The sequence below is a fragment of the Terrabacter sp. Soil811 genome (assembly GCF_001429655.1).
Classification (GTDB): Bacteria; Actinomycetota; Actinomycetes; order Actinomycetales; family Dermatophilaceae; genus Terrabacter.
Window position 1 is genome coordinate 467123 of the sequence record NZ_LMSX01000008.1, and the last position, 23906, is coordinate 491028.

The window sequence follows — 23906 nt, forward strand, 5'->3', positions numbered from 1 at the left end:
GAGAGGGGCGGCGGCGTTAAGAGGATCGTTCCTGCAACGCGCGGTAGACCGAGGCCCGGCTGACGCCGACGACGCGAGCAATGGCTGAAATGTCGTGCTCCCGGCTCTCGTACATGTCGCGCGCAACCTTTAGCTTGTCGGGAGTCCAGACGGTTGGCCGGCCGCCGTTCCGACCTCGCGCACGGGCAGCGGCGAGGCCTGCCGTGGTGCGCTCGCGGATGAGGTCGCGCTCGAACTCAGCAAGCGCCGCGAAGACATGGAAGACAAGCTTGCCGCCAGGGTTTGAGGTGTCGATGCTCTCGGTGAGGCTGCGGAACGCAACTGAACGTGAGTCGAGTGCCTGGACGGTGTCGATGAGGTGGCGCAGACTGCGGCCCAGCCGGTCGAGCCTCCACACGACCACGGTGTCACCGGGGCGGAGCTGGCCGAACGTCGCGTCGAGGGCTGGCCGATGCTCAAGCTTGCCGGACACCTTGTCGGTGAAGATGCTTTGGCAGCCGGCCGCTGCCAGGGCGTCTTGTTGCAGCGCAGCGTCCTGTTCGAAGGTCGAGACGCGGGCATAGCCAACGAAGTAGCCAGGGATGGAAGTCGCAGTACTCATCGAAGTGCCTCCTTCTGAGACATTGATTTCGGACATGGGTAGAGGACAGGCGCCCCTGCCTCGGTCTAGGCGGGAGCGTCTGACCGTTCGCAAACGCTCGTTTGTGTTCAGGCACCTCCGGCCCGAGGCGGGAGCCCTACGGGGTTGCGTCGGTGTCGAACAGCGGCACGCTAATGAAGTGCTGGGCGTGCACGTGCTAGAGAATTGATGCATCCTTGAGCGGCGAGGTGCGGGCGGCCGTCATCCGCGTCCGACGCCCCGAATAGCAGGTGTGCAGGGTACGTCGCAGGCGACTGAAGTCGAGTTTGGAGGGGTGCAGTGGTGGACCAGCGAGCACTGCCAAGTCGACCGATTGAGCCACCGGACCTGGCAATGATGCTTGATCAAATCGTGGACGTTCCCGAGTTCAGCCGGTTCCACGCACATGCCGAAGAGGTGAAGGATGAGGTTCGCGCAAGCGATCTAGCCCGGTTGAAAGCAGACGTCGCCCGGAAGGCGCTCGAAGCGACAGAACGAGAGTCGCAGTCATGGACCGAGACACGTCGGGGTAGGCGCAGACGTTTTGTCGTAGCAGGGGCCGCCTGGCTCGCGTGCCTCGCCCTCTCCTTGGTCGTCGCATATCTGGCCCTCACATGGCTCTTTGATTTCGCGTGGCTGCAGGAGCCGGCATGGCTTCAGCAGTGGTGGCAGCGTCTGGTCGCATTGGTGCCCTGTTTGATTGGAGCGCTGATCACCTACAGTCTGGGGGCCGACGTCGTTGAGACCTTGAGGGGTTCCAAAGCTCTTGATCAGTATCGGAGAGAGCGAGCGACAGGCGAGCTGCAAAACTATGCGCGCGCACAACTAACTGCGGCGTACACGAGGGCGGTAAACACGCTGTTCGCGAGCCAAGGTTTGACCTCCTTCCCACTGCAGGCCCCGCGACTAGTAGAACTCAACTCCGCCAAGATTGTTCCGTCCAAGACGATCGCATACATCCGAGACTTTATTGAGAGCCACGCCACGTCAGCGATCGGGATCGCGGGTCCTCGTGGCGTAGGCAAGTCCACTCTTCTTCGTGCCATCGCATCCAAAGACTTCGCACAAGTAATTGTCGCCGTTCCGACTTCGGTCAAGTATGACGACTTAGACTTCATCCGCAGGCTGGCGCGGGCCATTATCAGCTCACTCAACGGGGATGAGAACGCACGTGATATCCATACATGGCAGTACGAACGGGCGGCGTCCAGGCGGCGCCAGGCGGTCGTGCTCCGAGGTACCGCTTCGATGGCGGCTCTGGGGTTGGGCGGAGCCATCATTTATATAGATCTGCTCGATTTGCCCCTATTTCAACGGCTTGGCGCCGCCGCAGTGGTCGGAGCTCTGCTGGTTGTCGCCGGCACCGTTGGTTATTTCGCTACCTTGGCTTCCCTTCGCTCGAGGCGAGTCGGATCGTCGGAGGGGTATGCAGAGGATATGGCACATGCACTTCTCGATGATTTGCAGTTTGAGGCCGAAACCACAGATTCCACTAAGGGTTCAGTCTCCATTAATTCCATTCTTGCCATGGAGAGGTCAAGAGCAGAGGCGCGTCGCACGCGGTCCATGACATACGGTGACCTTGTCGACCGCGTACGTACTCTACTTCGCGCCCTCGGCGAATCTGTTGGCGAGGATGGGCGCGTCGTCATCGTCGTCGATGAACTGGACAAGTTGAACACGGTAGAGGGCCTGATTCAGACAGTAAATGCGCTCAAGGACCTTTTCCATCTAGAGCACGTTCACTTCATCGTGACCGTGTCGGATGAGGCGCTAAACTCGTTTCAAATGCGGGGCCTCACTGAAAGGGATGCTTTCGATAGTTCTTTCGACACTGTCGTCCGAGTCGAGCGGCTCACGGTGGAGGAGTCGTTGGAGGTCATGAATTCCCGGGTCACCGCATTTCCAGAGGAGTTGGCACTTCTGTGTCACGTCTGGTCGGGAGGGTTGCCTCGAGACTTGTTGAGGGGAGCGCGGTCCTGTGTAGAGCACTACCGCGAGACGCCACTAGCCTTTCCACGCTGGCAGGATTTGGGCCGTGGCTTTCTCGAACAGGATCTTGAGCAGCGCATGCGGGCCATGCTCAGTGTGGCCCCTGCCAATGATCTTGAGGCCTCGTTGCGTGTTCAAAGACTGCTCCGCAGTTGGTTGGCCTCTGATGTCAAGCCGCCCGAGTTGATTGATTGGCACGATTTTCCGCCTGCGGCTGCTGCCCTGGCGGTCTTCGCGGCGTCGTGTTTTCGCACCATGGAAGTACTGATTGCCGGGCAGGCGGATCCATCCGTGCCCCCTCGAAGCCAAATAGAGGGCCTGGGACGTGGCGTTGCTGGACTGACCGAAGGCACACAAGGACTTGCGGCCGCAGCAGTCGCCTGCGGGTTGAATCAAGGATCAAGTGATGAAATGGCTCGTGGCACTGCCCCTGCAGAACCGTCAGCCAACCGCTCGCGCGGTCGAGACCGAAGGCGGAGCGTACGACGTCGGGTGAACCGCCATCGCGCCCGCTGACAACGCGAATCAGATTAGTGCTCTTCCAAGCCGAAGAATCTGCAGGATTGGCGGGGCGACACGCTGACGTCTTGGTTGGGGTTCCTTAAGCGTTCAATGTGTGGCCTCACGCGGCTCCGCTTTGGCCTTCCGAATTTGGGCCCCATCCCGGCCACCACTTTCCGCTCTTGGCGATATCTGATCCCACGTCTCTAGCACTTCGTGCCACTCACGTGCCGCGACTGGTGGGTCTCCGGCTGGACCCCGCATTGCTTCAATGAGGCCATCCAGTCGATCCGCAATGGCCGGCAAGCTCCGGGGACCCTCCCAACACGGGCGGTGGCGGCGTTGCGGCAGCGGCAGGCGGCGGTGGCGGCCCCAGCTGCGCTCGCGCCTTAGCAGCGTGGAGCAGAATCTACCGAACCATCCGGTCACAGTCATGGAGCCCCACTGACCCTGCAAAACACGCTCCCGCCTTGGCGTACCTCCCGCTCGCTCTGGGCTCCTGCACCTCACCGTGACGTGCAGGAGTCGCCCAAGACCCGCGGCTGCATCACCCTGCGGTTACAGGCCGTACAGCTTGAGGGCCACGTGGTTGACGATGAGGCGACAGCCGTCCTTATCGAAGGCGAAGTGAATGCGCCCCACCTCGTTCGGTTTCACGGCGTCCCGCACTTTGACATGCGGGGTCTGGTCGCGGCGCTTGTCCGCGAAGTCGAAGTACCGCATGGCCTTGTTCTTCTCGATGGTGTCGTCAGCGGTGGAAATGTTGAGCCCGAAGCCCGTCTTGAACCACTCGTCGACATGCCCCATCGGTCCGGCATCTTCGCTGTATAGCTTGTGAGCTGCTCTCGCGAGTGCTGTGAGGGCCGCGGTCATGTCGTCGGGGTGGGGGTAAGAGATCCTTTTCCAAGAACGTTCGGCCGCCTCAGTGAAGACGATCCGGGACTCGCTGGCATCCGTAAGAGCCAGGAAGGTGTCTGTGGGGTCGGTCGCCGCGACGAGGTCCGGGATCTGCTCCCAAGGGTCCACGTCAGCGTCACCCTCGGGGGCGTACTGGGCGAGGTATTGACCTCTCCAATATTCCACCTGAGCCCGCAGGTCTTCAGCTGAGCGTGCAAGAGCCCGCAGGTCGTCCGCCTCGGCGGAGTAGGCCTCGGCTAGGGCCTGGGTGTCAGCTAGCTCGGCCTCGAGCAGGCGAACCTTCTCCTCGAGCGCTTCGCTCTGGGCACCCACATCGGCTGCCTCCTGCGCCAAGCGAAGACGCGCGTCGGCATCCATCCGGGCGGCGCGTTGGGCCGCTCGCCTTGCCTGGCGCCAGCCCTCATCGGTGCCTCGCGCCAGAGCCGAGACCGGTGCTAGGCGAGGCATGAGGGCGTCTCGCAACACCTCGCGTCCGGCCTTCTGGATCTGCACCGATGAGACCGAGATGCCGGACGCGCCCAGATCAGACCAGACAAGTTGTGCGCCCCCGAACGGCACCAACAGGCCAGGGATCGCCGCCTCCACCGCCTCCCTCGTTGTGTAGTTCAACGTCACCACACGAACCAAGCCGATGAGCTTCCGCGACGCGACAAACGCGGCATCTCTGCCAGCGAGGGTCCGCAGATGCACCAACAGCACGGGAAGCCGTGCCGGGTCTCGCAGGGCCGCGACCAACTCGCAGGCTTCCTCAGCGGATCGCACCATTGCGAATCGCTCGTCGATCCGCTGTCCGCCGATTCGCAAGACCAGTTGCTCGTCCATGGCCGCAGCGCGGACAACCCCCGGCTGGAATACGGAAGTGTCGCGGACGGGCGTGAGCGCACCACCTGAGAACTCGCGACTCATGCCGACGCGAAAGGCGGTCCGTCCACAGACTTCGCTGACCGTGACCCTGGTCGTGAGCTCCACGCCGGACGCTAGTGGGTGCTGCACCGAGACGCGGAGCGCCCGATCGTCCGGCGCCGCGAGCACCTCCCAGGCGGCTGTGCGCTCGACGTCCGCCGGCGAAGCTAACTCAGCCGGTGGCAGCACCACTGAGCCCGACACGGTGAGGTCGGCCTCGTTTACGGAGACCGTTGACCCTCGGCTCAGCCAAGCTGCGACATGGCCCGCGAGCAAATCGAAGGCGGAGACATCCTGCGAGGCCGGTTCCGCGTCGAAGTCAACGACATACAGAAGATGCACGACTCCACCCCCACTCGAACCGGCGAGCCATCAGTGTGACAGACCGAACCCGCCTCCGCCGAGGGGACGCTGCGCCCGTTGGCCCAGCCTCGCGGGTGGCGGCGAATTGCCGATTGGGCTCCGGTCAGCGGTGGAGATGCGGACGTATGCAAGCACGTGTCGAGCCATCTCTAGGCAAGTCCCAGATGCGTCCGGCTGCGCTGGAACGCGTCCCCCGCCGAACAGGTTGCGGCCGCGCCGGCTGACGTCCAGTTGCGGCCCACCTCACTGGAGGCCTCGAGGTGAGGACGCTCGGCGTTCACAGCAGTTCGTCCTCAAGGTCGTGGTCTCTGCCGTCTTCGGAACCGTAGGACCAGTGACGGCCCTGCGTTCCGTCTTTGAGGCGCGCGGGCCGTGAAAGCACGTCTACAACGCCCTCGACTGCTTTGACGCAGACGATGACGACGTCTGCGAGGTCGCGCACGGCTCGCAGACCTGCTGTCGCGGTCTCGGGTTCGTGTTCTCGCAGTTTCGCGTAGGCGACGACGACTAGGGTCGCTGCAGCGGCGACGGATAGAACGATGAGCATGGGTTCTCCTCGGGAGACGGGGGCAGGAGGCCCGTCCTTGCCTGACGGGTCTCCTGCCGTGGTGGTGGTCAGTGCCTGGCGTGGGTGCGCTTGGCGTGGGTCTGGGCTTGCTGTGCAGCGCGGCGTTCGGCCCGGTTGTGTGGACCAGAGGTGTCGCCGCCGTTGTCCGGCTTGGTTGGGGGTTCTGATGGGACGGGGTTCTCGTCCACGTGCGTGTCGGGGACCGGGGCGAAGGGGGCCGAACGGTCCGGATGCTGTGACGTGGCACTCGTCGATGGTGCTGGCGTAGCCCGTAGTCCGGCGGTGAGATCCGCGAGCCTGCCCGGAATCAGGACCAGCGGCAGAAGGATCACCTCGAGACCCCAGCGCAGCCAGGTGGACCCGATGAGCCGGCCGAGTAGCTGGTGCAGGACGGTGGTCTGACTGACCGGGCGGACCAGGCCAGCCAGACCAGCCACCCCGCGGGCCACCGTCTGGGTGACCGGGTGGGTGACGACTGCGGCGAACACTCCACGGACGACGGTGCCGGCGTTGGCGAGGCCGGTAGCGACACGGGTGCCGGTCGGTCCGAGCTTCCCGAGCAGCGAGCGGGTCTGCTGCCACAGGACGCTGGCGCCTGCGGCGATCTTGGAGCCGAGGAACCGTGCGACTCGGACGGTCGCCTTCCAGACGGCTGGGATGCTCAGCACAGCCGCGGCGGCTGTGAGAGGTCCAACGGACTTGAAGAGGTCCCCGACGCTCGAGAGCCGTGCACCGAGGCGCTGTAGGAGGGGGTTGCCGCCCAGCGCGGACACGACAGTGCGTGCCTGACGCAGGACCCAGCCGGCTGCGCCGCGGGGTAGGGCGAGGAGGGTGTCAAGGGCTTGTCGGGCGGCTCGTCGGAGGCGAAGCAGGAGCGCGAACCGTTCCTGCTGGGGTGGGGCCGGGACGGCGTAGAGGCCCCGGTCGATGGGTGTCGCGGTGGACATGGTGGATCTCCTTCTTATTGAACCCGGCGGTGGGGTCGCCTCCGGGCATGACGAAGGCCTGCCGCGTCGGGCGGCAGGCCTGGGGTGTTCGGAAGGTATGACGGTCAGGACCGTTCGGGGCGGAGGCCCTCGTCGAGCATCAGGCACAGCAGTCGTGCGAGGCGGTAGGTCGGGTCGCACCGCAGGGCCCGGTCGATCGCGACCCGGGCTAGGGCTCCGTCGCCGTGCCACCATGAGTAGGTGGCGAGGAGGGTCAGGGCGGGTGCGGCGTGGTCGTCGGTGGCGTGCTGGCAGAGCTCGATGAGCCGAGCCTTGGTGGCCCCGACCGGGAGGTCCGCCTCCGGGTTGGTGTGTGCTGCGCCGATGACAGTGATCTCGCGGAGCAGTGTCTGGGTGTCTTCGGGCAGGCTCTCGTGGTCGAGGCTGTGGGGGATGAGCAGCGAGGCGATGCCGTCCCGGGTGCTGATGTCGGTCAGGGACTGCAGCGCGACGGCGGCGTCAGCGGCGCTGATCGGACCCCCACCGATGGTCAGGACCCGAGCCCAAACCACGGCAAGTTGACGCTGAACCTCGCTGCTGCTGAGGTTGGTTCGCGCCGTCCGTCCGCGCTTCATGAGCTGGTCAACGTCGCTGGCGGCAGTCGTGGGCTCGACCTGCGCGGCGAGGGCCTGCCGGTCAGGCAGCGGGGCGCTGCCGGCGCCGATGAACTCGGCGACCGCAGAGGCGGCCTCGGTCGAGCCCGGTAACGGACTGCCCTGGGGTGGACAGCATGACGGTTGGTCGCAGTCGAGGGAGCGCCACCGCCCGTCGCGCACGACGATCCGGTCACGGACGGACAGTCCACGAGCATTGAGCCGATGGGTCAGGGCTTCGATGAGGGCGACGCTCTCGCCGGCGGTGTCCTCGTAGCCGACAAGCAGGGCGGCGGTCGCGAGGTCCCTGAGGATGCGACCTACGAGGGCGTGTGCGACCTCCTCGACGCGTCCTCGGTCGGGGAGGTCCATCCGCTGGGTCAGGCTCATCTTGCTGTCGCGGAGGGCCACGACGACGATGGACTGCCGCGGCTCGAAGCCGAGCAGGTGGGGGATGACGGCGAGCAGCTCGGCTGGGCTGCGGAGGGTGACTGGTGGTGCGGTCATGTTCTTCCTTTCGGTGGCCCGGCCGATGTCCGGGCATGCGAAAGGGCCCGCCACGGATGTGGCGGGCCCTTCGTGAACTCTTGCGAGGGGGTTTCTCCAGCCCATCATCGGACGTGGTTGTCCCTATGCCTCGTGGTATCCATTCTACCACCCCAATTCCCTTGCGTCAGAGACGGTTTCGGCTCTGTCGGCGCGGCCCGTTGGTTGAACGGCCAAACCTTCGTAGTCTTGGCGCATGACGACCATCTCGTCCTCACACAACAGCTCATGGCGGTGGTTCTGGGCCTGTGCCAGAGACGAGGCTCGTCAGCGCTGGGGATCTGGCACGGTGGATACTGCTCGATCGCGCACGGACAAGTTGATGGCGACGCTGGTTCAGATAGAGGCGGACGTAGAACACGCCGATAAACGAGGCCAGTCTGCCGTCACAAGGTTGGAGGAGGTCGTCCGGCGGCTCGAACTGACTGGACACTCCTCACCACCCGCCACGTGACGCGCCTGCACACCCTGTCATCCCCGCCGGCAAGTCCCGAGGTGTTTGCTAGTTGGCAGGCGTCGGCGTTGGCTGTGCCCAGGTCTCGAACCACGCTGTGGTCTCAGTGATGGCGTAGTGCTGCACGTAGTCCTCGCTGCCCGGCGTATCGCCCTCCGGTTGGCATGTCGTGTCAGTCGCGATCCAGTAGTTGAGCCCGCCGTCGTTGTTCCTGTCGGCGTACATCAGGTACGTCTGACCGTGAGCCATGGACTTCACGCGGGACTCCGCCATGACCGGGAGGTATGAAGCGTGGACGCAGGGCTGGTCGTCGGGCACGCGGATCGGGCCGTTCGGGACCGGTTCGGTCTGGAGGCGGTCTCCACGGGCATACGCGATGTGTACTCCGACGATGAGGTGGGTCTTGTTTGCAGGGGCGACGAGGGCGAGCGAGTCCGAGAGCACGGTGCCGGCGTCTATCCACGACGCCTGGGCCACCGGACGCGTCCACCCGCAGTTCGGCTGGTGGCCCATCGCCACGAGATCGTCCCCGACGGTGCCCTGGTCCTCGACCCAGCAGTAGCTCGCCAGCGAGACCAGAACAAGAGCCCGGGTCTGGCCCTCGTTCTCCACGTTCATCGAGAGCCGGACCTTGGGCGCCCCAGATGCTGCATCAACGCCCTGAGTCTCGAGCGCGGTGGTGATCGAGATGGCGACCTTCTGCGTGGCCTCGGTGAAGGCGATGGTGTGCCAGGCCTGAATACCCGGCAAGATCGCAGCCAGGGCTGCGGCCAGGAACTTGTCTCGCCGGTCGGCCAGGAGGTCTCCGGGAAGGGTGCGCCACATCCACGCGGCGATCGTCACCGCCGCCGCCAGGGCGACACCTGCCTGCCACATCACTCCCGCTTGAGCGGGAGTGGGAAGCCCGGCGAGGAGCACCATCAGGCTCGCCATCGCGGCGGCCACGGCTCCGGCAAGGCAGAGGTACCCGGCGAGCGGCCACGCGGCGAGCAGAGCCCCAACCATGCCGACGATCACGACGACGGTCAGCGAGAGGAAGAGGGCGTCCTCGAGCGTGTCTACCGCGGACACCGTGGCTGGCCGAGGCTGAGTCCAGAACAGGAGTGCCAGGTAGGCGCTCGGCGTAAGGCCTACGACGGCCGTCCACCGCCGGAATTCGAACACTCGGTTCCCCCTCAGCCGCTCGGGCCAGGCCCCCGCCCGCTGTCTGTCGGATAATTGCACGTGGGAGCGAGCGTGGAGGGTGGTTTCAGAGTGTTTCGCCGCCTCTGGATCGCGCCTCGTTGGCCAGTGATGGAGGTGGCCCTTGGCACTGCCTCGGGCGCGTTCGTAGTAGTGCCCGCGCCCCCTGCTTTGGCCGGATGATGGCGTCACGACGAACCCAGCCGCTCAAGGCGGATTCGCACGCGTTCGGCGCGGGCGCCGCGCCTGTCACGTACGGGAGTCCGGGACACCGGCAGCGCGAAAGCCCGCCTCCGTTCCAAGGCAAAAGGCCCGCGCTTCACGTGAATACAGTTTGACCGTCTCCCCTCGGATCTCGAGAACGAACACCGGAGAAAGATGGTTAGGGCCGCCCCCCGGACCCAGGTCAAAGTCATCCACATCTGCGGCGAGGCGGGACGCTTCAAAACGCCAGGTCTGGATGGCGCCGCATGAGCAGAGCGCCTCGAGCACCCTGACCACTGGCCGGAACCGGTGTTCCTCAGGGAACTCATCCAGGGATCGCCGCAGCACGCGACCAAAGGCGTCATTCGTCATGTTGCTCCTCACCGGCTAGACCTGACGCGCCAAGAGTGACACGGGTTGCCAAGCTCGGAAAGCCCTCTGGCGTCACACGGCTTGGACGCGACCGCATAGCGTCAGGCCCTGCCGTGCGTGGGCATCGCGCTTCCCGGTCGGTGCTGTGGCCCGGGCCCTCATCGGATCACCGCGACTCTCGGCACCCTGGCATGGATCTTGCCGGTGGGAGTTTCATCAGGTAGATGACACTCAGCCCAGATGTTCAGATCATTCGCGACGAGTACCTGCTGCCCTACGTCGGCGGCACCCGGCACCTCTATTCGTACTACTTAGACCGGTACCTTGACTGGTGCGGTCTTCAGGCGTACGAACCGCTGACCGTCACCCGAGCGGACGTCGAGCGCTACGTCCACCACCTCCACGTGGAGCTCGGTCTGCGCCCGTCGAGCGTGGCTACGGCCCTGACCCCTGTCCGGGGCCTCTACCGCTTCGGCTACCACGAAGGGGCCATGGACCGGGACCCCGCCGTCCACACACGGCGCCCACGCTACTACTACCGCCCAGGCGACACCTTGGCCGCGCACCACCATGCGCTACGACCGGAACCGCACGCAGCTCGACGACCACGCAGTCCACTCGCTCGTGTCCTTCATCGTCCCGACCGCCGCGAACGAAGGTGATGCGGACCCTGGAGACTGACCACCGTCCTGAATCGAGGGCGATGTACACAACCGCCAGCCCCTAGCGGTGGGCACTGCCGGGTCGGCGGTGGCCCCGCCGCCGTTGTCCTCAAGCCGGCGCCGGAGGAGGGAGCGCAGGCCGGGTTCTCGATGAGGAGCGGCTTCGGCCAGAGTTCCTCGCTTACTTTAGGCACGAGGGCGAGACCTTGAACGCCTGAGTGTTGCAGCAGCCGGGACACCTCAAAGGCATGTGGGCGAGCATGCGCCTTCGCTATTTCGCCGATCTTGTCGCACGGACGGGCGGCCGTTCAAAGGTGTGAATCGAGTCGACGCCCAGCTCGACATCAGCGAGCGGCTCCCAGAAGGCCCCTTCCGGGCCGATGTGGAGATCCCCGGCTCTAGCGAAAGGGACTGGGACCGCCACTCAGGGCTGACTTGATGCGAACCTCGAGGCCTCACGGGAACGCCGTAAGGGGTCGTACGACACAAGTGAGATTCCACGGCGCTGGGTAACACACGACCCGGCATACAGTTGAACGCTCGGCGCAGATGGGAAATCGCTGGCAGACTCCGGCGCGTGACCTTGCCACCCGCTCGGACGGGCTCCCCGCTCCTTATCAAGGACCGCGAACTCGACTTCACCTTCCATGTCATGCGCCGCACCAGTCGGCGCTGGGGTATCCACTCGATGCTCTACGCCGCCGACCCCTGGGCGGTGATCGGCGGGGCCGTAGGGGAGCAGGTCGCTCACCCAGCGGAACGCGATGCTGCCAAGTCCTTCGTCCGACAGGCGCGCGAGTACTTCACTGCGGCTGAGCGCGCGAACACAATCGAGACGCGCCCGTTGCTCTACTACTACTCGTTCCTCAATCTAGGAAAGGCGCTCTCAATCGCTCGTGGCCGGTCCGGGATGGTCGGCAAGGTGAGTCATGGGGTCGGAGCGGTTGATCCTCGCGGCCACACACCGCCGGTGGCTGAGTTGGTGATCCAGGCCTCTGCTGCGAACGGCAGCAAGATGAGCGCGGTTGACGAGTTGCATCATGCTCTCGAGGGCGCACCCGTCAGGGCCGCGAACTATCCGGTACGAGATGTCATCGCTCAGTCCGTCGTTGCTCACCGGATGTGGCGTGAGGCATTCGCGCAGACCAGGGTAGAACGGTTCATCACAGTCGAGGGCGTACGGCTATTCCACGACCCGAGCGCGAATCAAATCTGGTCTCGGATCTATGTCCGTCGAGACACGCTCAGGGCACGGCAACGGAATGTCTCAGAAACGCTCCTGGAGTCCACGCTCGCGACCGACTTCCGCGCCGTCGCTGATCCAGACCCTGAGATCTCGAGTGCGCTCCACGTCTTCGAGCAGATCGACCCGACCACGTACACCGGGCGCGCATCAGACGTCGTGATGGATGTCGTCGGCCTGCTCAGGACGAAGCTCTGGCAGACGGTCCTCGCGACCAAGCCGTATAGGGGCTACTACCTGTACTTGTCACCTGCCGGGGACATGCGGATGCCGCAGTGGCTCAGCATCTACTCGACGCTGTTCTGGCTGGGGAGCCTCACCAGATACCAGCCGGTCGAGTTGCTCGATGTTCTGGACGGCACCTACGGACCGTTCTTCCGGGAGTTTCTCGAGACGCAGCCCACCCAACTCCTCTACGTCCTGGCCTCCGAGTTCAAGAAGCAGGACGTCACGAAGGCCGCGATCGTCTAGGCCGTGTTGCACGCTTTGAAGTGCACGTCGTCCGTGTTCAAGATCTGCGGCGACTTCCCGTCGGCAATGACCTCGCCGTCCGTTCAGCGCGCGACGCGAAGGGCCACGTCGCTCCAGGAAGCCAACAATGGCACCCATGACGCCCTCGGAGGTCGCCTCAGTGAAATGTTGCAATCAACTACATAGACGGCAAGGACCCGAACCCACCCGGCGAGGTCGTGCGGTCTCCGCATGTCCTGGCGAGCCGGGCATCTCCAGGGCGGCCGCCACGAGGACGCGGCGCGCAAGCATCGGGCTACGCCTTCGACGACGTGCAGCGGGCACCGGCGAGTCCCACAGATCCGCCGACGGATCCCAGCGTGCCGACGAACCCGGCCTGACTTTGGCGACGCCATCAGTGACCTGCAACGACGACTCCACCCTTCAAGGTTGATCGAACAGGCGTTCGAGCATACGCCACACTGGAGCCATGGCTGGCGGATCTGGACGGGGGCACGAGCACCCCATCCCGCCCACGCCGCCGAGCCGCCGGCACTGCTGGGTCCGCGGTGGGCAGGACGCGCCTGGGCCTCACCCGGGCATGGTGCTCGAGTGGCAGCAGCGCGACGGTGCCTGGTTCGCCCTGGTTGCCTACCTCATCGAGGCCGACCGCGTCCTGGTGCAGCAGTGGCTCTCGGCCGAGCTGCTCACCCGGATCGGATGACCGACGCTTGCCTCCCGGTCTGGTCACCGAATCGCTGCATACTGCCACCGCCTGAACAGAGAATCGGGCATGATCACGATTCCCACCGGCGGAACCGACGCCGACGACGCTTCGCCCTATGACCTTCCTAGGGGCACTTGCGCGGCCTGCGGGAGCAGCCATGTCCGGCATCTTGTGATCGGGCTCCCCGCAGCCGCAGATGCCTTGACCGAGACGCCCCCCTGGGTCGAGTGGGTCGGGTGCATCCACCCGGGGTATGACCGGCAATGCGAGCAGTGCGGTCTCACATGGAGCGCGGACGGCTGAATGGCGTCAACTTCGGTGGTTCTCCAAGGATAGGGAGGGGAGCGAGGTCAGCACCGTCACCGACGCCACCCGTTGCGCCGTCCCAAACAGAGCTCACCCGGGCGATGGCTGGCGACGTGGACGCGGCCCGCGAGGTGCGAGCCATCATGGAGGCCCGAGGCGCGCTAGCGTGTTCAGGAGAGGCCGCCGCCCAGCCCTCCGCCGCTGAACCCTCCCGTGCCCAAGCCGCCGTCAGCAAGGAAGACTGCAGGGGCGGGAAGCGCGGGGCTGCCGGCTCCGCCGTCGCGTGCGTCGTGGTCCGGGTGGATCGAGGCGTTGAAGCGGTGGCTGCCGCAGTGGACGCAGACTTGTTCGTGCATGCCGGCGACCGGGGTGGGCTGCCAGTGGTGTCGGCCAATATTGCAACTGATGCTCTTGGTGGTGTTCATGACATGAAGGATGCGTCGCGGGGGCGGTGCTGTCTGTGCGCTGGGTGACACAGCGAGGCGGCAGGGGAGTCGGACGTGGTGGGCACGGTGCACGACATCGTCCAGCAGGCCGGACGCCCGCCACTATGCTGCCCGCACGTCCACGCCGCGAAAGCGGACCGCTCGGCTGAGGTGTCGTCGTGAAGGTCAATTACCCGGAGAAGTATCAGACACAGTTCACCTGCCAGATCGTGCGGGTCGGCGAAGAGGTCTCTCAACTCGTGGTCCACGAGTCGTGGTCGGGTCGGCCGAGGTGTGGCGCCAGGCACGACGTGTCGCACGGCGTCAAGCAGCGCGGTGCCGGCGTGGTGAACTGCGGAAGGTGCGCACTCCTCACGGGGCACTTCACTACGAAGTGGGAGCCCCAGAGTGAAAAATGGGATGCCGTGTTGAAGGCGCTTCAAGACTCGGACTCCGAGCAGGCGACGGACGAGTCGTTCAGAAATTTTCTCGGCGAGTAGCCCGATTCGGCAGACGTAAGCGCTCGCCGCGCTCGCCCCGTGGCACGCCCCATGGCGACGTGCGACCCTGTGCCCCTGTGCCGCCCGTACCGATGCGACCCGCCCGCGTGCACCGGGCAGGCTGTCCTCGAGCCCTATTACCAGCTGGGTGGGCCATACGGCGACAGCCCTTGCATGAAGGGCGCGAGCAGGTCCGCCGTGAACTCGGGGTCGTCGGGTATCCGCAGGGGCTGGCTCAGCGGGTCGAGCCCCTCCCCGCAGTGCCGCCGTGACCACGCCAGCCACTCCTCTGCCGCGGCCCTCTCGCCGCCCTCAAGCGCCTCGACTCGCCGCGCCATCGCATCGAGATAGGCGCCGAGGAGGCGTGCTTGCCTCCATTGGTTCGCCTGGTGCAAGAGGATGTCAGCACGGTGGTGCTCGCGGGCTCGGACCACCGCACCGTCGCGCACCTCCTGCCACTGGCGCCGCCGCTCCTGCCGCTCACGCTCGAGTCGCTGGTCCCGATCCTCCAGCGCGGCCGCTCGCAGCTCCAGCTCCAGGAGCACGACGGGGAGCCGGTCCTCGAGGGTGACCGTCTTTGTGTCCGAGAAGGTGTCCTGCCGCACCGCCCACCCATGAAGCAGCCTGATCCGGAGCCGCCCGGATGGAACGCGGTCGTGGGTCGGGATCCTGGTGATGGTCGGGTAGCGCTGCTGCTCCCGCACCTCGGCCTGGGTCGGCACGTGCGGGACCTTGTCGGTCAGCTCGTCGATGTCCAGCGCGTTCGCGTGACCGTCGATCGTCAGCCGCAGGTAGCCCTTGGGATATGGGTAGCCGTGCTCCGCCATGGGCTGGCTCACCTGGTGGCCGCGGGCAGTCGCGGCCTTCGCGATCGCGTCCAGGATGCGCAGGGCTCGGGCTCTGGTCTCGCGCCTGAGCGCCAGCCGTGAGCGATCATCCCGGAGGGCCTTGACGACGGGATGGGGGCTGCGCAGCAGATCCATTACGGGCACCGGGTCGAGCTCGGCGCTCATCCATGCCGGCGGGTCTTCGAGGGTGATGACGCGTTCGGCCCACGTCCTGCCCTGCCGGATCTTGAGCAGCTTGCCGTCCGGGACCTTGTTGTACCGGGTGCCCGACGAGACGAGCCCTTCCCAGTAGCCGTGTTCCGTTGCCTCAACGGTCATCTCCCCGCCAGCCTCGATGAGGTCGGCGATCATCTGATCCACCGGCCGAAGCCCGGTGACCTTGCGCTCGCTCCGCGGCTCTTTGCGGCTCGGGCGCGACGGACCGGCCGGCCTGGATCGTCGAGTCCCGGCTGGCCAGTGCCCGGGCGGGTACTCGCCATGATCGACGAAGTAGCTGCCCGCCTCGGTTGCCTCGGCCTTCCAGACACCGCGCTTCCTCGACACGACGACAAGGCGACGACCCTGTAACGCGACAGCGGTTGTCTTGTGCGTCGTGCTGGTCATGACGCCCTCGGGGCAGCCGTCGACGATCCACCTCAGCACCTCGAGCTGTCGCGCATTCACCGTCCGCTCCGCCATGCGTTCAGTCTCTCGGTGAATGATGGGCAATGCTGCGGAAGGCCCACAGTCATGCGATCGTCCTTACCGTGGGTAAGAATGGCTGCATGACTGCAGCAGCTCTGCCCCGGGTGACCGGCCGGCACCGCAACCGGGCCCTCGCCTCAGCCCGGCACGCCCGTGCGGTCGAGCTGGCGACGGAGGGTCTGACCTACCAGGCGATCGCCGACGAGCTCGGCTACGCGAACCGCGGCACGGTGCACCACATCGTCCACGACGCGCTGGTTCGGGACCGCAAGGGCGCAGCCGAGTCGCACCAGCAGCTCGAGCTGACACGACTGGACGCCCTGCAGGCTGCCCTGTGGGACAAGGCCATGGCGGGTGATCTCGAAGCGGTCCGTGAGGTGCGAGCCATCATTGAGGCTCGATGTCGGCTGCTCGGGCTGAAGGAGCAGGCAAAGCCTCCGGTCGGCTGGACGCCGCTAACGGTGGTCCTGTCGGCTGATGACCGGGAAGCGCTGGGCTCCTAGGTCAGGCCGTGTTGCCTGTCCTGGGTTGCACGTCGACGGAGGTTCCCGCAACCAGACGCCTGCGAGGCACGCTCAGCCAGAGCGAAGCGCGCCCAAGAGTAATGAGCTCTGGACGAGGAGCAGGCCCTAGTAGCCGTCCGTGGCTCACCAACCGTCCGGTCGCCATCCGTCTTCGAAGGCCTGCCAATTCTCTGGCTCCATATCCGGGCGGTCAATGGCGCGGATCACGTCTTCTGCGGAACGCGTGCCCTCGATGACCTCCTTATCAATGCGGTGGGCGTCCTCCAAGCTCCAGTTAGTCGCGATCCAGTCGAAGTACTTCTGAGGCAGGAGCGGCGGTCTGGTCATGGGACCCACACCACCAGGGCAGAATCAGATTGGCAACCTAGATATGCGACCGGGTCTTGGACGGCAATGTCGACGCGAGCGCGCCATCAGCGAGGTACGCCCGCGGTCCAGTGCACGAGCTCAAGGAGCGTGTCGGCGGGGGGTGGGAGTCGCGGCGGGCACCGCGCCTCGCAACCTCCTGCTCGACGTTGGCGATCGCGAGCAGCTCCTGAGCGTTTACCTTGGCCTGCGGGCTGGAGTGGCCGTGCATGCAGCAGCGGGACGCGCCATGCAGGGGCGCATTGCGGCAGGTGCCGCCGTTGCGAGTCTTCGCGCCGCAGAGCGTGGGAACCTCGGACGGCGTTTCGTACTCTCACGGGCATGGATGAGCTGTGGGCAGCGCTGATCGGCGCGGTGATCGGTGGCGGACTGACGAGCTGGGCCGCGTGGGCCACGACGAAGGCGCAGTGGGGTCGGGAGCTGCAGCGGCGCGATCTGGAGGCTCTGGAGGCGGCGGCTGTGCAGTTCGAGGCAGCAGTCAAGCCGTTGCGATCCATGGTGGTCGGGCGGCTGTACAACCAAGGCCAGCTCGCTGAAGCCTTGGCCCCGGCCTCGTATGCGTCGCTGCTGGTCATGGCGAAGGCGCATCGCTCGTCGCCGCATCTGGCGTCCGTCTTCGGCGACTTGTCGGCGCTTGTTCTTAACCTGGCCGAGGCCAACGATGGAGTGCAGCTGCAACAGTCCGTGATCGCGTGGGAGGGCGTCGTGTTGAAGTGGCTATCAGGGCCCGAGGAGTTCGAGAAGGCGGCGCCACCGATTGAGTTTTGGCTGGAGCTGGCGACTGATCGGGCTGCGACGGGCCCGGCAGCGAAGTAGCCCATCACTCGCCGCCCTCGGTTGTGGCGCGTTACGGGACCTCGTGCGCCACCGCGGCCAGGTGGGGGCGGACATAGTCGGCGTCCTTCAAGGTGTCGATGCGTGCAGCGAGGGCGCCAGCGCTCGCGCCTTTGTGCTTGCAGGTCACCTCGAGGATGGCGCGGGAGAGGATCGTGGCACCCTGGTACGCGCCGATGCTGAGGCACCGGCGCTCGCCAACGCTCACGTCAGGCCGGCGCTGGCTTCCAGCGCGACCGAACTTGCAGTCGTGTGCTCCTCGCCCGTGAGAGGGCCTGTCAGGAACACGTCGACGCTGACCTCGAGACCCCACACCCGACCGCCTTCCACGTGGGTGACGGCCGTCTCCCCACCGAACGTGTCTTCCAGATCCCTCGACCAGCGCTGTCGGCTCAGGTGTTGAACAGCGTCGGAACCGTGGGTGCCGGCGGCCCTTGCGATCAGGGGCGAATATTTGACGACGTATTTCCGGATGCTTTCGCTGATGTTGCCCCGGACATCCGTAACGGTCGACAGCAAGTACCGGTCGGAGCGGGCAAGAGCCGACATCTTGACTGCGTCAGCAATCATCCGTTTCAGGTACGCCTGCCGACCCCCTTGCTGGAGCACGTCGAAGCTATACATCGCCTTGGCCTCGATCTGCGTGACCACGTCACTGCCCCGCAGGATCGCGATGTCCGCGCGTCGCCACTCCCGTGAGACGACGTACTCATCTCCGAGGCTTCGGGAAGCGTGCCACGCGACCCGGTCACGGATCGGCAACTCGGGCTTGCTCGTCGCGGCGAGGAAGGCCAGTTCCCCGTCCTCGAACGCCCCAGCCAGACTGTTGACGGCGGCGCCCACCGAGGCCCGCACGCGTGCGGTCGAGGGGGAGACTTCGTGAGGTGGGCGGTGGTCTGTCATGCGCTGGCGGACGCCGCAGTCTTCGCTGCCAAAGGCGGGAACGACGACGAGGTCAGGACGTTGTGGGAGTTGCCCGAGCCGTCCATCCACGCGAGTACGTCGAAGACGCGTAGGGCACTGACGGACGCATCGAGCTCCGCGGCGGCTCGCAAGCGGAGCAGGCGCTTCTGCAGGGCACGGTCGTCTGCGATGAGGGCCGCATGCAGTGGCGACCACAAAACTCCCGTGCCACCGAGGACGCTCTTGTCGATCACGGAGTCAAAGATGGGAATAAGCCGCGGACGCTTCCGGGCCATGAGCTTGCTGACCGTAGTCGGTCCGAGCCCGGGGAGCTCCAGGAGCGCGCGCCACAGTTCCCAGGCTGGACGGAAGTCTGGTTCGTCCACGGACGCCTCGGTCACGAGCTCCCGGTCCGGGCCGATGCTCTCCAAGAGCACCTCGAAACGGCGACGCTGGGACACCAGCAACTCCACTGCTGCCCGCGCTGGTACCTCGACAGAGAGCAACGAGACGGCGACGAGGTCATCGGCCGTGAAGGTGTTGGCGCACGCCGACCGGGTACCACTCGGGTCGAACGTGTCGAACTTGCCGCCGGTGTAGCCGGCGCCCGCGCTCGTCAGTGGCTGATAGTAGGCAGCTAACACGGCGGCGGCGCGAGCGTCACTCGCGTCGCGGAGGGACGCAGGTACCTCGAATTGCTCGCGTCGGCCTGTCATGGTGGTCGCCCCTGTCTCGATGGTGCATCCCGCTCGTCCTGCCTGACCCTATGCGGCTTGCCGGACAAGCGGTGGTTCTGGAGGCCGGGAGCGGCGGCGTCCAGGTCCGAGCCGACTGCCACCGGGGGCAGCGCTAGCTCGAGTCGCGCGGTGTCGCTCACGTCTAGCGCCACCGCGCCTTGGCCTGTCGAACGTTGTCTTCAAGCGCCAGTGAGGTCGGGTCTTTCGGCGTGAGCCTCCCTGGGACCAGTCCCGATGCCGCGTGCTCCACCGACGCCACCGGGAACGTTTCGCCAGCTTGGGTCTCGGACTTCCAGGCAGGCGGGCGGTTGGGCTAAATGACGAAGTCGGCAGCCGGCACAGGGGATGTCCCTAGGACAGTCCTGCCCAAGCAGGGCCGCGTCAGCTCGACTCAGGGCGGCCCTCTATATTCGCACCGGGCCGAGCGGAAGTTCTTCCCACCCACCTCCGCGTGCGCCGTCCGGAACGCAGTCATGCGGTTTCACCACCCTGGCAGACCGGTTCACGGATGAGTTGTGCGATCCGCGCGACTTGCGACAGCAAAAGCTGGGGGGACTGGCTCAAGTCCAAGGAGTGCTGCACGATTTCGACGCCAGCATTGCGGACGACGAACGTGGCCGCGGGCTCGTTCCCTTTCGCGTACACCAGGTGCCCGCGCGGGAGCCCGAGCGCGGTGCAGTAGGCCAGCATCTGGTATAGGTCGGCGTAGGGAAAGCCCGAGGGCTTCTCCGCCTTGTACTTGGCGTCGACCACCGCGCCGACCTCACCGCTGCGGCGGTACCAGACAAGGTCAGGCCGCATCGTGATCTCATCGGCTTCGTCGAGGTGCCAGCGGTCTTGGGCGTTGCAGTGGCCGTCATATGCCGTAAGGGCATCGCCGAGGGCGACAGTCAGGAAGTCCTCGAAGACCTTGGCCATGTCGAGCATGAAGCCGTTGACCATGCTGGCGCCGGTCTGCTGCTCGACGGAACCTCCGCGCAGGATGAGCTCAGCCAGGCGCAGGGCGAGGTGGTATCGCGCGTTCAGCCTTGAAGGCTGCCACGTGGACCTGACCCTGCCTCGTCGAGCGGGTGTTACATCGGCCATTGATCGAACCAGCCGGAGCAGGCGCTTTCGTGCCATGGACTTGACGCCGGGGACCCTGAGCAGCACCTCTGCAGCGCCTCGGAGAAGCTGGTTCTCCGGTATGTCCACGCCGTATTCGTCGAACTGCACCTCGACGGGAACGGCCAGTCCGTATCGGCGTGTCAGCTGCTCTGCGCTCCGCAGCCGGCCTCGGAGGACTGGTAGTGCGTCCTCTTCGAGTCGGTACCCCTGGAGAAGGCCTTGCTGTGTCGCCTTGTCCGCTTGTCGAGCGAAGGCCGCGGCGATCGCGCTGAGCAGGTCCGAATCCTCTGTAAGTCCGAGGTCTTCGTCACGCCAGATTCTGTGGTCCGTGGCGAAGCCGACAAGGAAGAGCAGCCGGCGGATATCGACCTTCGGGGTGATCCACAGTTCCACCCCAGCGACTTGGGCGACGCCAACCTTACCGGCCGGGCCGATGCTCCACCACCCATGCGACAGAGCAGGCGTCGCCGTCACGAGCCCGCTACTGCGCAGGGCAACCGCGACTCGGTCGGCGATCTCCACCTCGACCGGGGCGCCGTTCTCGGTGAGGTCAACCCGGATCATTGCTCGGTCGGCTCGGGACTCACCCCGGTCAGTTCGGCGCCCTGCCCCGGTTCTGTCTCCAAGCCTGCCTCCTTGGAGACGCCGCTGACCTTCGTGATGATGCGGCTCAGCGAGTAGTCCTTGGATACGTCCCGACCCTCGCCGAAGTGGTGCTCCTCCAGCAGCGGCAGAATGGACGTTTCCCAAACGACCGACAGGCCATCTCCTTCGTGCACGGATTTCCGCATGAAGTAGGAGGGACCGATCTTGAAGTCCTCGTCCTCGATGAGGTCGTTGAGGTGGTCCATCACCTTCGCGGTTGTCTGCGGCAGGTCCTGCTTAGCCAACCACTTGCTCAGCATGCTCTTCGTTGGCTCGGTGCTCGGGTGCAGAGCCTTGAACGCGAACCGCCGACGCATGGCGGTGTCAACGAGCGCGATGGACCGGTCAGCCGTGTTCATCGTCCCGATGATGAAGACGTTCTGAGGCATCGTGAACCCAAGGTCGTCACCGCTGCTGTAGAGCAGATCGATGGCGCTGTCGCGGTACTCGAGCAGGAAGTACAGCTCACCGAAGACCTTGGCCAGATTGGCTCGGTTGATCTCATCAATGATGAGGATGTACGGGATGGAAGGGTTCTCACGGGCAGCGTCGACGAGTCGGCGGAAGGGGCCGGGGGTGAGCTTGAACCCGACCGTCCCGCTGCCATCAGTGGCCGCAGCTGGACGGAAGCCCTCGAAGAAGTCCTCGTAGCTGTATGCCGGGTGAAACTGCACCAGCTTCGTCGCCTCCGGAGCTGTCAAGTGCCTGGCAATCGCCTGAGCTAAATACGTCTTGCCGGTGCCCGGGGGTCCGTAGAAGATCAACTGGCGACGGTCCTCGAGTAGGTCCACGCACGACTGCAGCCACTCGACCTTCACCAATAGGTCGTCGGCCAACTGAGCCGATACAGGTCGCAGGGACAGCTCCTCGACGACTGTCGGGAACGGCTGTTCCACCGATGGAGACGCCTGAAACTCGAGCAGGGACCGCAGTGCCGCGAGGTCGTTCGTGAGATCGACAATCGTGTGTTGGCTGGACAACTTGGCGGACACAGACTTTGGGATGGCGGCGTAGTCGATCGGCTTGTCGACGTTGTGCCACTGCACCGCGCGTCGGACGTTTGATCGGTCGTCCGAACTCTTCAGTGCGGCTGCTTCGCCGGTGACCGTGCCAACGTAGAGGTCGGCGCCGGAGTTGGTCGCCACGAGGTCGCCGACCCGAACGCGGTTGACGAAGGTGTCGATTTCGGCGACCTTCTCTGTCCTTGTCGAGTAGGACTTCTGCGAGTAGTCCTCTTCCACGATCGTGGCGATCTCGCTGCGGGTGACCGGGAGGGGCAGGGTGCGGACCTGGCTGGCGGGGATCGAGCAGGTGCCCTGGGCAAGCCATGTCGGCACCAGATTCCTGCCGTTCACACTGCTCCCACGAATTAGCCAGGCTCGGGGTTCGCGCTCCTCCCCGGCTAGCTCCGCCAGCATGTCCCGGAGGTCATGTGCCGTCAGCCGCTGCCCCTGACTCGCTCGGCCGCGTTCATCAAACTCCAGGCCCTCCGCCTCCAGGACATCGCGGGGAGAGTCGGTCCGCTCGGGATCCCTCCATCGGAATGAGGCGGAGACCTGGCCGTCGGAGTGCAGAACACGGTGGCCGTTGGGGTGGTCGCTGTCCTTGGCGAAGGTGCCGACGTTCTGGTTCGCCAAGCCCGTCAGCTCGGCCAGATCTGAGTAGGCGGTCCATTGCCCGTCCTCCACCAGGTCGAGCGCCTTATTGAGGATCGTGACCTTCTCACTCTCGGCTGAGTCTCGGCTTGCGTCACGACGGCTCCGCTGGACCTGGCGGTATTTCCTGGTGAGCAGGGAGTACAAGTCGTCCTCGTCCGAAAGGGCTGCCAGAGCCTTCCTCCCCTCGGAAGCCAGCTGCCACCCGTCGCCCGACTTGTCCAGCCATCCGATTGCGCGGGCCCAGCTCGAGCAGAACCGCAGCAAGTTGTTGGCGCGGGACTCGCCACTCCCGGTAGTGCTCATCTCTCGCGCTGTGAGCGGTTCGAGATCAGCAACCCGCTGGAGGACATCGCCAGCTTGCATCGGTCCGGTGGCCGAGAGGAGAACGTCGAACAGTCGGCGCACCAGCAACGGCCGGCGGACCGCCTGCTCCGCCTCGGTGGCGACCATCTCAGTCATGAGGCCAGTCCATCGCGCAGGGCCGACAATGTCTTCCCAGTGGGCACGTGAACCCACGACTTCCAGCCATTGATCGAGTAGCCGACCAATTGTCCCAGCGCACCGGAGGGCGCAGCAGGCGGCCGACCATCGGTGGCGATGAGACCGTCCGCGGTCACGCGACCCCTGTGAACGATTCCCCGCCGGCGTTCCGTGAACTCAACCGCGTCATCAGCATTGACGAGTCCTGCCCGCAACAAATCCAACAGCTGACCCGCCCCGACGGTCCGTCTGCGTGCAGGCGGTGTCGGCTGCAACCCCCGCCGCCCTTTTCCGTCGACGGCCGCACGCAGCATCCGGTTGACGAGTTCCCCGAGCGGCTCGTCGAGTCGCATGTGCTGCTCCAGGAGCTCAGCCAGGTCGTTGTCGATCTCCACGTACATCGGGGCCTCCTGCTCGTTGCTGCTGCGTTACCTGTGCTGGTCAGACCGTATGCCGTGGTCCCTTCCCAGTGGCAGAGCGAGCGGGCTGGTGCAGACGGAGTCGCCGGCAGCAGCCCTGGCCATCGGACAAGGCCATGGCCGGCGACGTGGAGGCGGCCCGGGAGCTCCGCGCGGTGATCATGGCTCGGTGCCGCCTGCTCGGGCT

General features: G+C 65.5%; 23 protein-coding genes and 1 pseudogene. 7 read left to right on the plus strand and 17 right to left on the minus strand.

Translation table 11 applies throughout. The features are described from left to right. Positions 1-16 precede the first annotated feature (16 nt). Positions 17-601, minus strand: a complete 585-nt coding sequence (locus ASH01_RS12625; RefSeq protein ID WP_056776190.1) for a recombinase family protein — start codon at positions 599-601, stop codon at positions 17-19. A gap of 321 nt (positions 602-922) precedes the next feature. Between ASH01_RS12625 and ASH01_RS22540 the strand changes: the two genes are divergently transcribed. Next, positions 923-3127, plus strand: coding sequence for a P-loop NTPase fold protein (locus tag ASH01_RS22540; RefSeq protein WP_156415564.1), 2205 nt, complete (start codon positions 923-925; stop codon positions 3125-3127). 543 nt (positions 3128-3670) lie between these two features. Here ASH01_RS22540 and ASH01_RS12630 read toward each other — a convergent pair. The 6 genes from ASH01_RS12630 to ASH01_RS23025 all read right to left on the minus strand — a co-directional run bounded on the left by ASH01_RS12630 (position 3671) and on the right by ASH01_RS23025 (position 10201). Then, the gene (locus tag ASH01_RS12630; protein WP_056776192.1) at positions 3671-5275 is read right to left on the minus strand and encodes a hypothetical protein; all 1605 of its coding nucleotides are present in this window, start codon (positions 5273-5275) and stop codon (positions 3671-3673) included. Positions 5276-5573: 298 nt separating this feature from the next. Then, a complete protein-coding gene (locus tag ASH01_RS12635; protein ID WP_056776194.1) occupies positions 5574-5843 on the minus strand; it encodes a hypothetical protein in 270 nt (89 codons plus the stop codon). Positions 5844-5911: 68 nt separating this feature from the next. Beyond that, positions 5912-6811: a hypothetical protein gene (locus ASH01_RS12640; RefSeq protein ID WP_056776196.1), complete on the minus strand. Its 900-nt coding sequence runs from the start codon at positions 6809-6811 to the stop codon at positions 5912-5914. 104 nt (positions 6812-6915) lie between these two features. Then, entirely contained in the window at positions 6916-7950 is a 1035-nt protein-coding gene (locus ASH01_RS12645) for a DUF4192 domain-containing protein (protein WP_056776198.1), read from the minus strand. A 541-nt stretch (positions 7951-8491) separates the two neighbouring features. Next, positions 8492-9514, minus strand: coding sequence for a hypothetical protein (locus ASH01_RS12650; RefSeq protein ID WP_156415565.1), 1023 nt, complete (start codon positions 9512-9514; stop codon positions 8492-8494). 360 nt (positions 9515-9874) lie between these two features. Continuing rightward, positions 9875-10201: a hypothetical protein gene (locus ASH01_RS23025; protein WP_156415566.1), complete on the minus strand. Its 327-nt coding sequence runs from the start codon at positions 10199-10201 to the stop codon at positions 9875-9877. A gap of 224 nt (positions 10202-10425) precedes the next feature. Between ASH01_RS23025 and ASH01_RS24030 the strand changes: the two genes are divergently transcribed. The 3 genes from ASH01_RS24030 (at position 10426) to ASH01_RS23035 (ending at position 13280) form a co-directional block, all read left to right on the plus strand. Then, a complete protein-coding gene (locus tag ASH01_RS24030; RefSeq protein ID WP_156415567.1) occupies positions 10426-10863 on the plus strand; it encodes a phage integrase N-terminal SAM-like domain-containing protein in 438 nt (145 codons plus the stop codon). Positions 10864-11440: 577 nt separating this feature from the next. After that, positions 11441-12577 carry a YaaC family protein gene (locus ASH01_RS12655; protein WP_056776201.1) on the plus strand — a complete coding sequence of 379 codons (1137 nt, stop codon included), beginning with the start codon at positions 11441-11443 and terminating at the stop codon, positions 12575-12577. Positions 12578-13046: 469 nt separating this feature from the next. Continuing rightward, the gene (locus ASH01_RS23035; protein ID WP_156415568.1) at positions 13047-13280 is read left to right on the plus strand and encodes a hypothetical protein; all 234 of its coding nucleotides are present in this window, start codon (positions 13047-13049) and stop codon (positions 13278-13280) included. Between the two features lie 479 nt (positions 13281-13759). Here the strand turns inward: ASH01_RS23035 and ASH01_RS23040 are convergent, their stop codons facing one another. Continuing rightward, the gene (locus ASH01_RS23040; RefSeq protein ID WP_156415569.1) at positions 13760-14014 is read right to left on the minus strand and encodes a hypothetical protein; all 255 of its coding nucleotides are present in this window, start codon (positions 14012-14014) and stop codon (positions 13760-13762) included. A 179-nt stretch (positions 14015-14193) separates the two neighbouring features. Here ASH01_RS23040 and ASH01_RS12660 point away from each other — a divergent pair, with 179 nt between their 5' ends. After that, a complete protein-coding gene (locus ASH01_RS12660; protein WP_056776203.1) occupies positions 14194-14514 on the plus strand; it encodes a hypothetical protein in 321 nt (106 codons plus the stop codon). Positions 14515-14651: 137 nt separating this feature from the next. On the opposite strand, the gene ASH01_RS12665 is transcribed toward ASH01_RS12660, so the two are convergent. Then, positions 14652-16040 (minus strand): hypothetical protein, encoded by a 1389-nt coding sequence (locus ASH01_RS12665; protein WP_056776204.1) that lies wholly within the window; start codon positions 16038-16040, stop codon positions 14652-14654. Positions 16041-16126: 86 nt separating this feature from the next. Between ASH01_RS12665 and ASH01_RS12670 the strand changes: the two genes are divergently transcribed. After that, entirely contained in the window at positions 16127-16549 is a 423-nt protein-coding gene (locus ASH01_RS12670) for a hypothetical protein (protein ID WP_156415570.1), read from the plus strand. A 144-nt stretch (positions 16550-16693) separates the two neighbouring features. Here ASH01_RS12670 and ASH01_RS12675 read toward each other — a convergent pair whose 3' ends face one another. Together ASH01_RS12675 and ASH01_RS24035 are read right to left on the minus strand one after the other, a co-directional pair. Then, positions 16694-16897 carry a hypothetical protein gene (locus ASH01_RS12675; RefSeq protein WP_056776208.1) on the minus strand — a complete coding sequence of 68 codons (204 nt, stop codon included), beginning with the start codon at positions 16895-16897 and terminating at the stop codon, positions 16694-16696. 37 nt (positions 16898-16934) lie between these two features. Next, positions 16935-17204 (minus strand): annotated as a pseudogene (locus ASH01_RS24035) (hypothetical protein); the annotation flags it as partial. A gap of 53 nt (positions 17205-17257) precedes the next feature. Between ASH01_RS24035 and ASH01_RS12680 the strand changes: the two are divergent. Then, on the plus strand, positions 17258-17752 hold the full coding sequence (locus ASH01_RS12680; protein WP_056776210.1) for a hypothetical protein: 495 nt from the start codon (positions 17258-17260) through the stop codon (positions 17750-17752). 31 nt (positions 17753-17783) lie between these two features. On the opposite strand, the gene ASH01_RS24040 is transcribed toward ASH01_RS12680, so the two are convergent. From ASH01_RS24040 to ASH01_RS12710, 6 genes are all read right to left on the minus strand, one after another. Further along, positions 17784-18083 (minus strand): DUF4145 domain-containing protein, encoded by a 300-nt coding sequence (locus ASH01_RS24040; protein WP_443081130.1) that lies wholly within the window; start codon positions 18081-18083, stop codon positions 17784-17786. Further along, the gene (locus ASH01_RS23245; RefSeq protein ID WP_162263882.1) at positions 17975-18613 is read right to left on the minus strand and encodes a hypothetical protein; all 639 of its coding nucleotides are present in this window, start codon (positions 18611-18613) and stop codon (positions 17975-17977) included. Before ASH01_RS23245 ends, ASH01_RS24040 begins: the two co-directional genes overlap by 109 nt. A 56-nt stretch (positions 18614-18669) precedes the next feature. After that, positions 18670-19389, minus strand: a complete 720-nt coding sequence (locus ASH01_RS12695; RefSeq protein ID WP_056776214.1) for a DUF6308 family protein — start codon at positions 19387-19389, stop codon at positions 18670-18672. Between the two features lie 492 nt (positions 19390-19881). Continuing rightward, on the minus strand, positions 19882-21081 hold the full coding sequence (locus tag ASH01_RS12700; RefSeq protein ID WP_056776216.1) for an McrC family protein: 1200 nt from the start codon (positions 21079-21081) through the stop codon (positions 19882-19884). After that, a complete protein-coding gene (locus ASH01_RS12705) occupies positions 21078-23279 on the minus strand; it encodes an McrB family protein (protein ID WP_056776217.1) in 2202 nt (733 codons plus the stop codon). Before ASH01_RS12705 ends, ASH01_RS12700 begins: the two co-directional genes overlap by 4 nt. After that, positions 23276-23701 (minus strand): DUF4357 domain-containing protein, encoded by a 426-nt coding sequence (locus tag ASH01_RS12710; protein WP_056776219.1) that lies wholly within the window; start codon positions 23699-23701, stop codon positions 23276-23278. The genes ASH01_RS12705 and ASH01_RS12710 overlap by 4 nt, the downstream gene beginning before the upstream one ends. Positions 23702-23906: the final 205 nt, after the last annotated feature.

Excerpts from the sequence above, each read along its gene's own strand:
- ASH01_RS23035 (WP_156415568.1), top strand. The coding sequence starts at position 13,047 with ATGGCTGGCGGATCTGGACGGGGGCACGAGCACCCCATCCCGCCCACG.
- ASH01_RS12670 (WP_156415570.1), top strand. The coding sequence starts at position 16,127 with ATGACTGCAGCAGCTCTGCCCCGGGTGACCGGCCGGCACCGCAACCGG.
- ASH01_RS24030 (WP_156415567.1), top strand. The coding sequence starts at position 10,426 with ATGACACTCAGCCCAGATGTTCAGATCATTCGCGACGAGTACCTGCTG.
- ASH01_RS12700 (WP_056776216.1), bottom strand. The coding sequence starts at position 21,081 with ATGATCCGGGTTGACCTCACCGAGAACGGCGCCCCGGTCGAGGTGGAG.
- ASH01_RS12645 (WP_056776198.1), bottom strand. The coding sequence starts at position 7,950 with ATGACCGCACCACCAGTCACCCTCCGCAGCCCAGCCGAGCTGCTCGCC.
- ASH01_RS12680 (WP_056776210.1), top strand. The coding sequence starts at position 17,258 with ATGGATGAGCTGTGGGCAGCGCTGATCGGCGCGGTGATCGGTGGCGGA.
- ASH01_RS12675 (WP_056776208.1), bottom strand. The coding sequence starts at position 16,897 with ATGACCAGACCGCCGCTCCTGCCTCAGAAGTACTTCGACTGGATCGCG.
- ASH01_RS12710 (WP_056776219.1), bottom strand. The coding sequence starts at position 23,701 with ATGTACGTGGAGATCGACAACGACCTGGCTGAGCTCCTGGAGCAGCAC.
- ASH01_RS12665 (WP_056776204.1), bottom strand. The coding sequence starts at position 16,040 with ATGGCGGAGCGGACGGTGAATGCGCGACAGCTCGAGGTGCTGAGGTGG.
- ASH01_RS12705 (WP_056776217.1), bottom strand. The coding sequence starts at position 23,279 with ATGACTGAGATGGTCGCCACCGAGGCGGAGCAGGCGGTCCGCCGGCCG.
- ASH01_RS23040 (WP_156415569.1), bottom strand. The coding sequence starts at position 14,014 with ATGAACACCACCAAGAGCATCAGTTGCAATATTGGCCGACACCACTGG.
- ASH01_RS23025 (WP_156415566.1), bottom strand. The coding sequence starts at position 10,201 with ATGACGAATGACGCCTTTGGTCGCGTGCTGCGGCGATCCCTGGATGAG.
- ASH01_RS12695 (WP_056776214.1), bottom strand. The coding sequence starts at position 19,389 with ATGACAGGCCGACGCGAGCAATTCGAGGTACCTGCGTCCCTCCGCGAC.
- ASH01_RS12640 (WP_056776196.1), bottom strand. The coding sequence starts at position 6,811 with ATGTCCACCGCGACACCCATCGACCGGGGCCTCTACGCCGTCCCGGCC.
- ASH01_RS12625 (WP_056776190.1), bottom strand. The coding sequence starts at position 601 with ATGAGTACTGCGACTTCCATCCCTGGCTACTTCGTTGGCTATGCCCGC.
- ASH01_RS12635 (WP_056776194.1), bottom strand. The coding sequence starts at position 5,843 with ATGCTCATCGTTCTATCCGTCGCCGCTGCAGCGACCCTAGTCGTCGTC.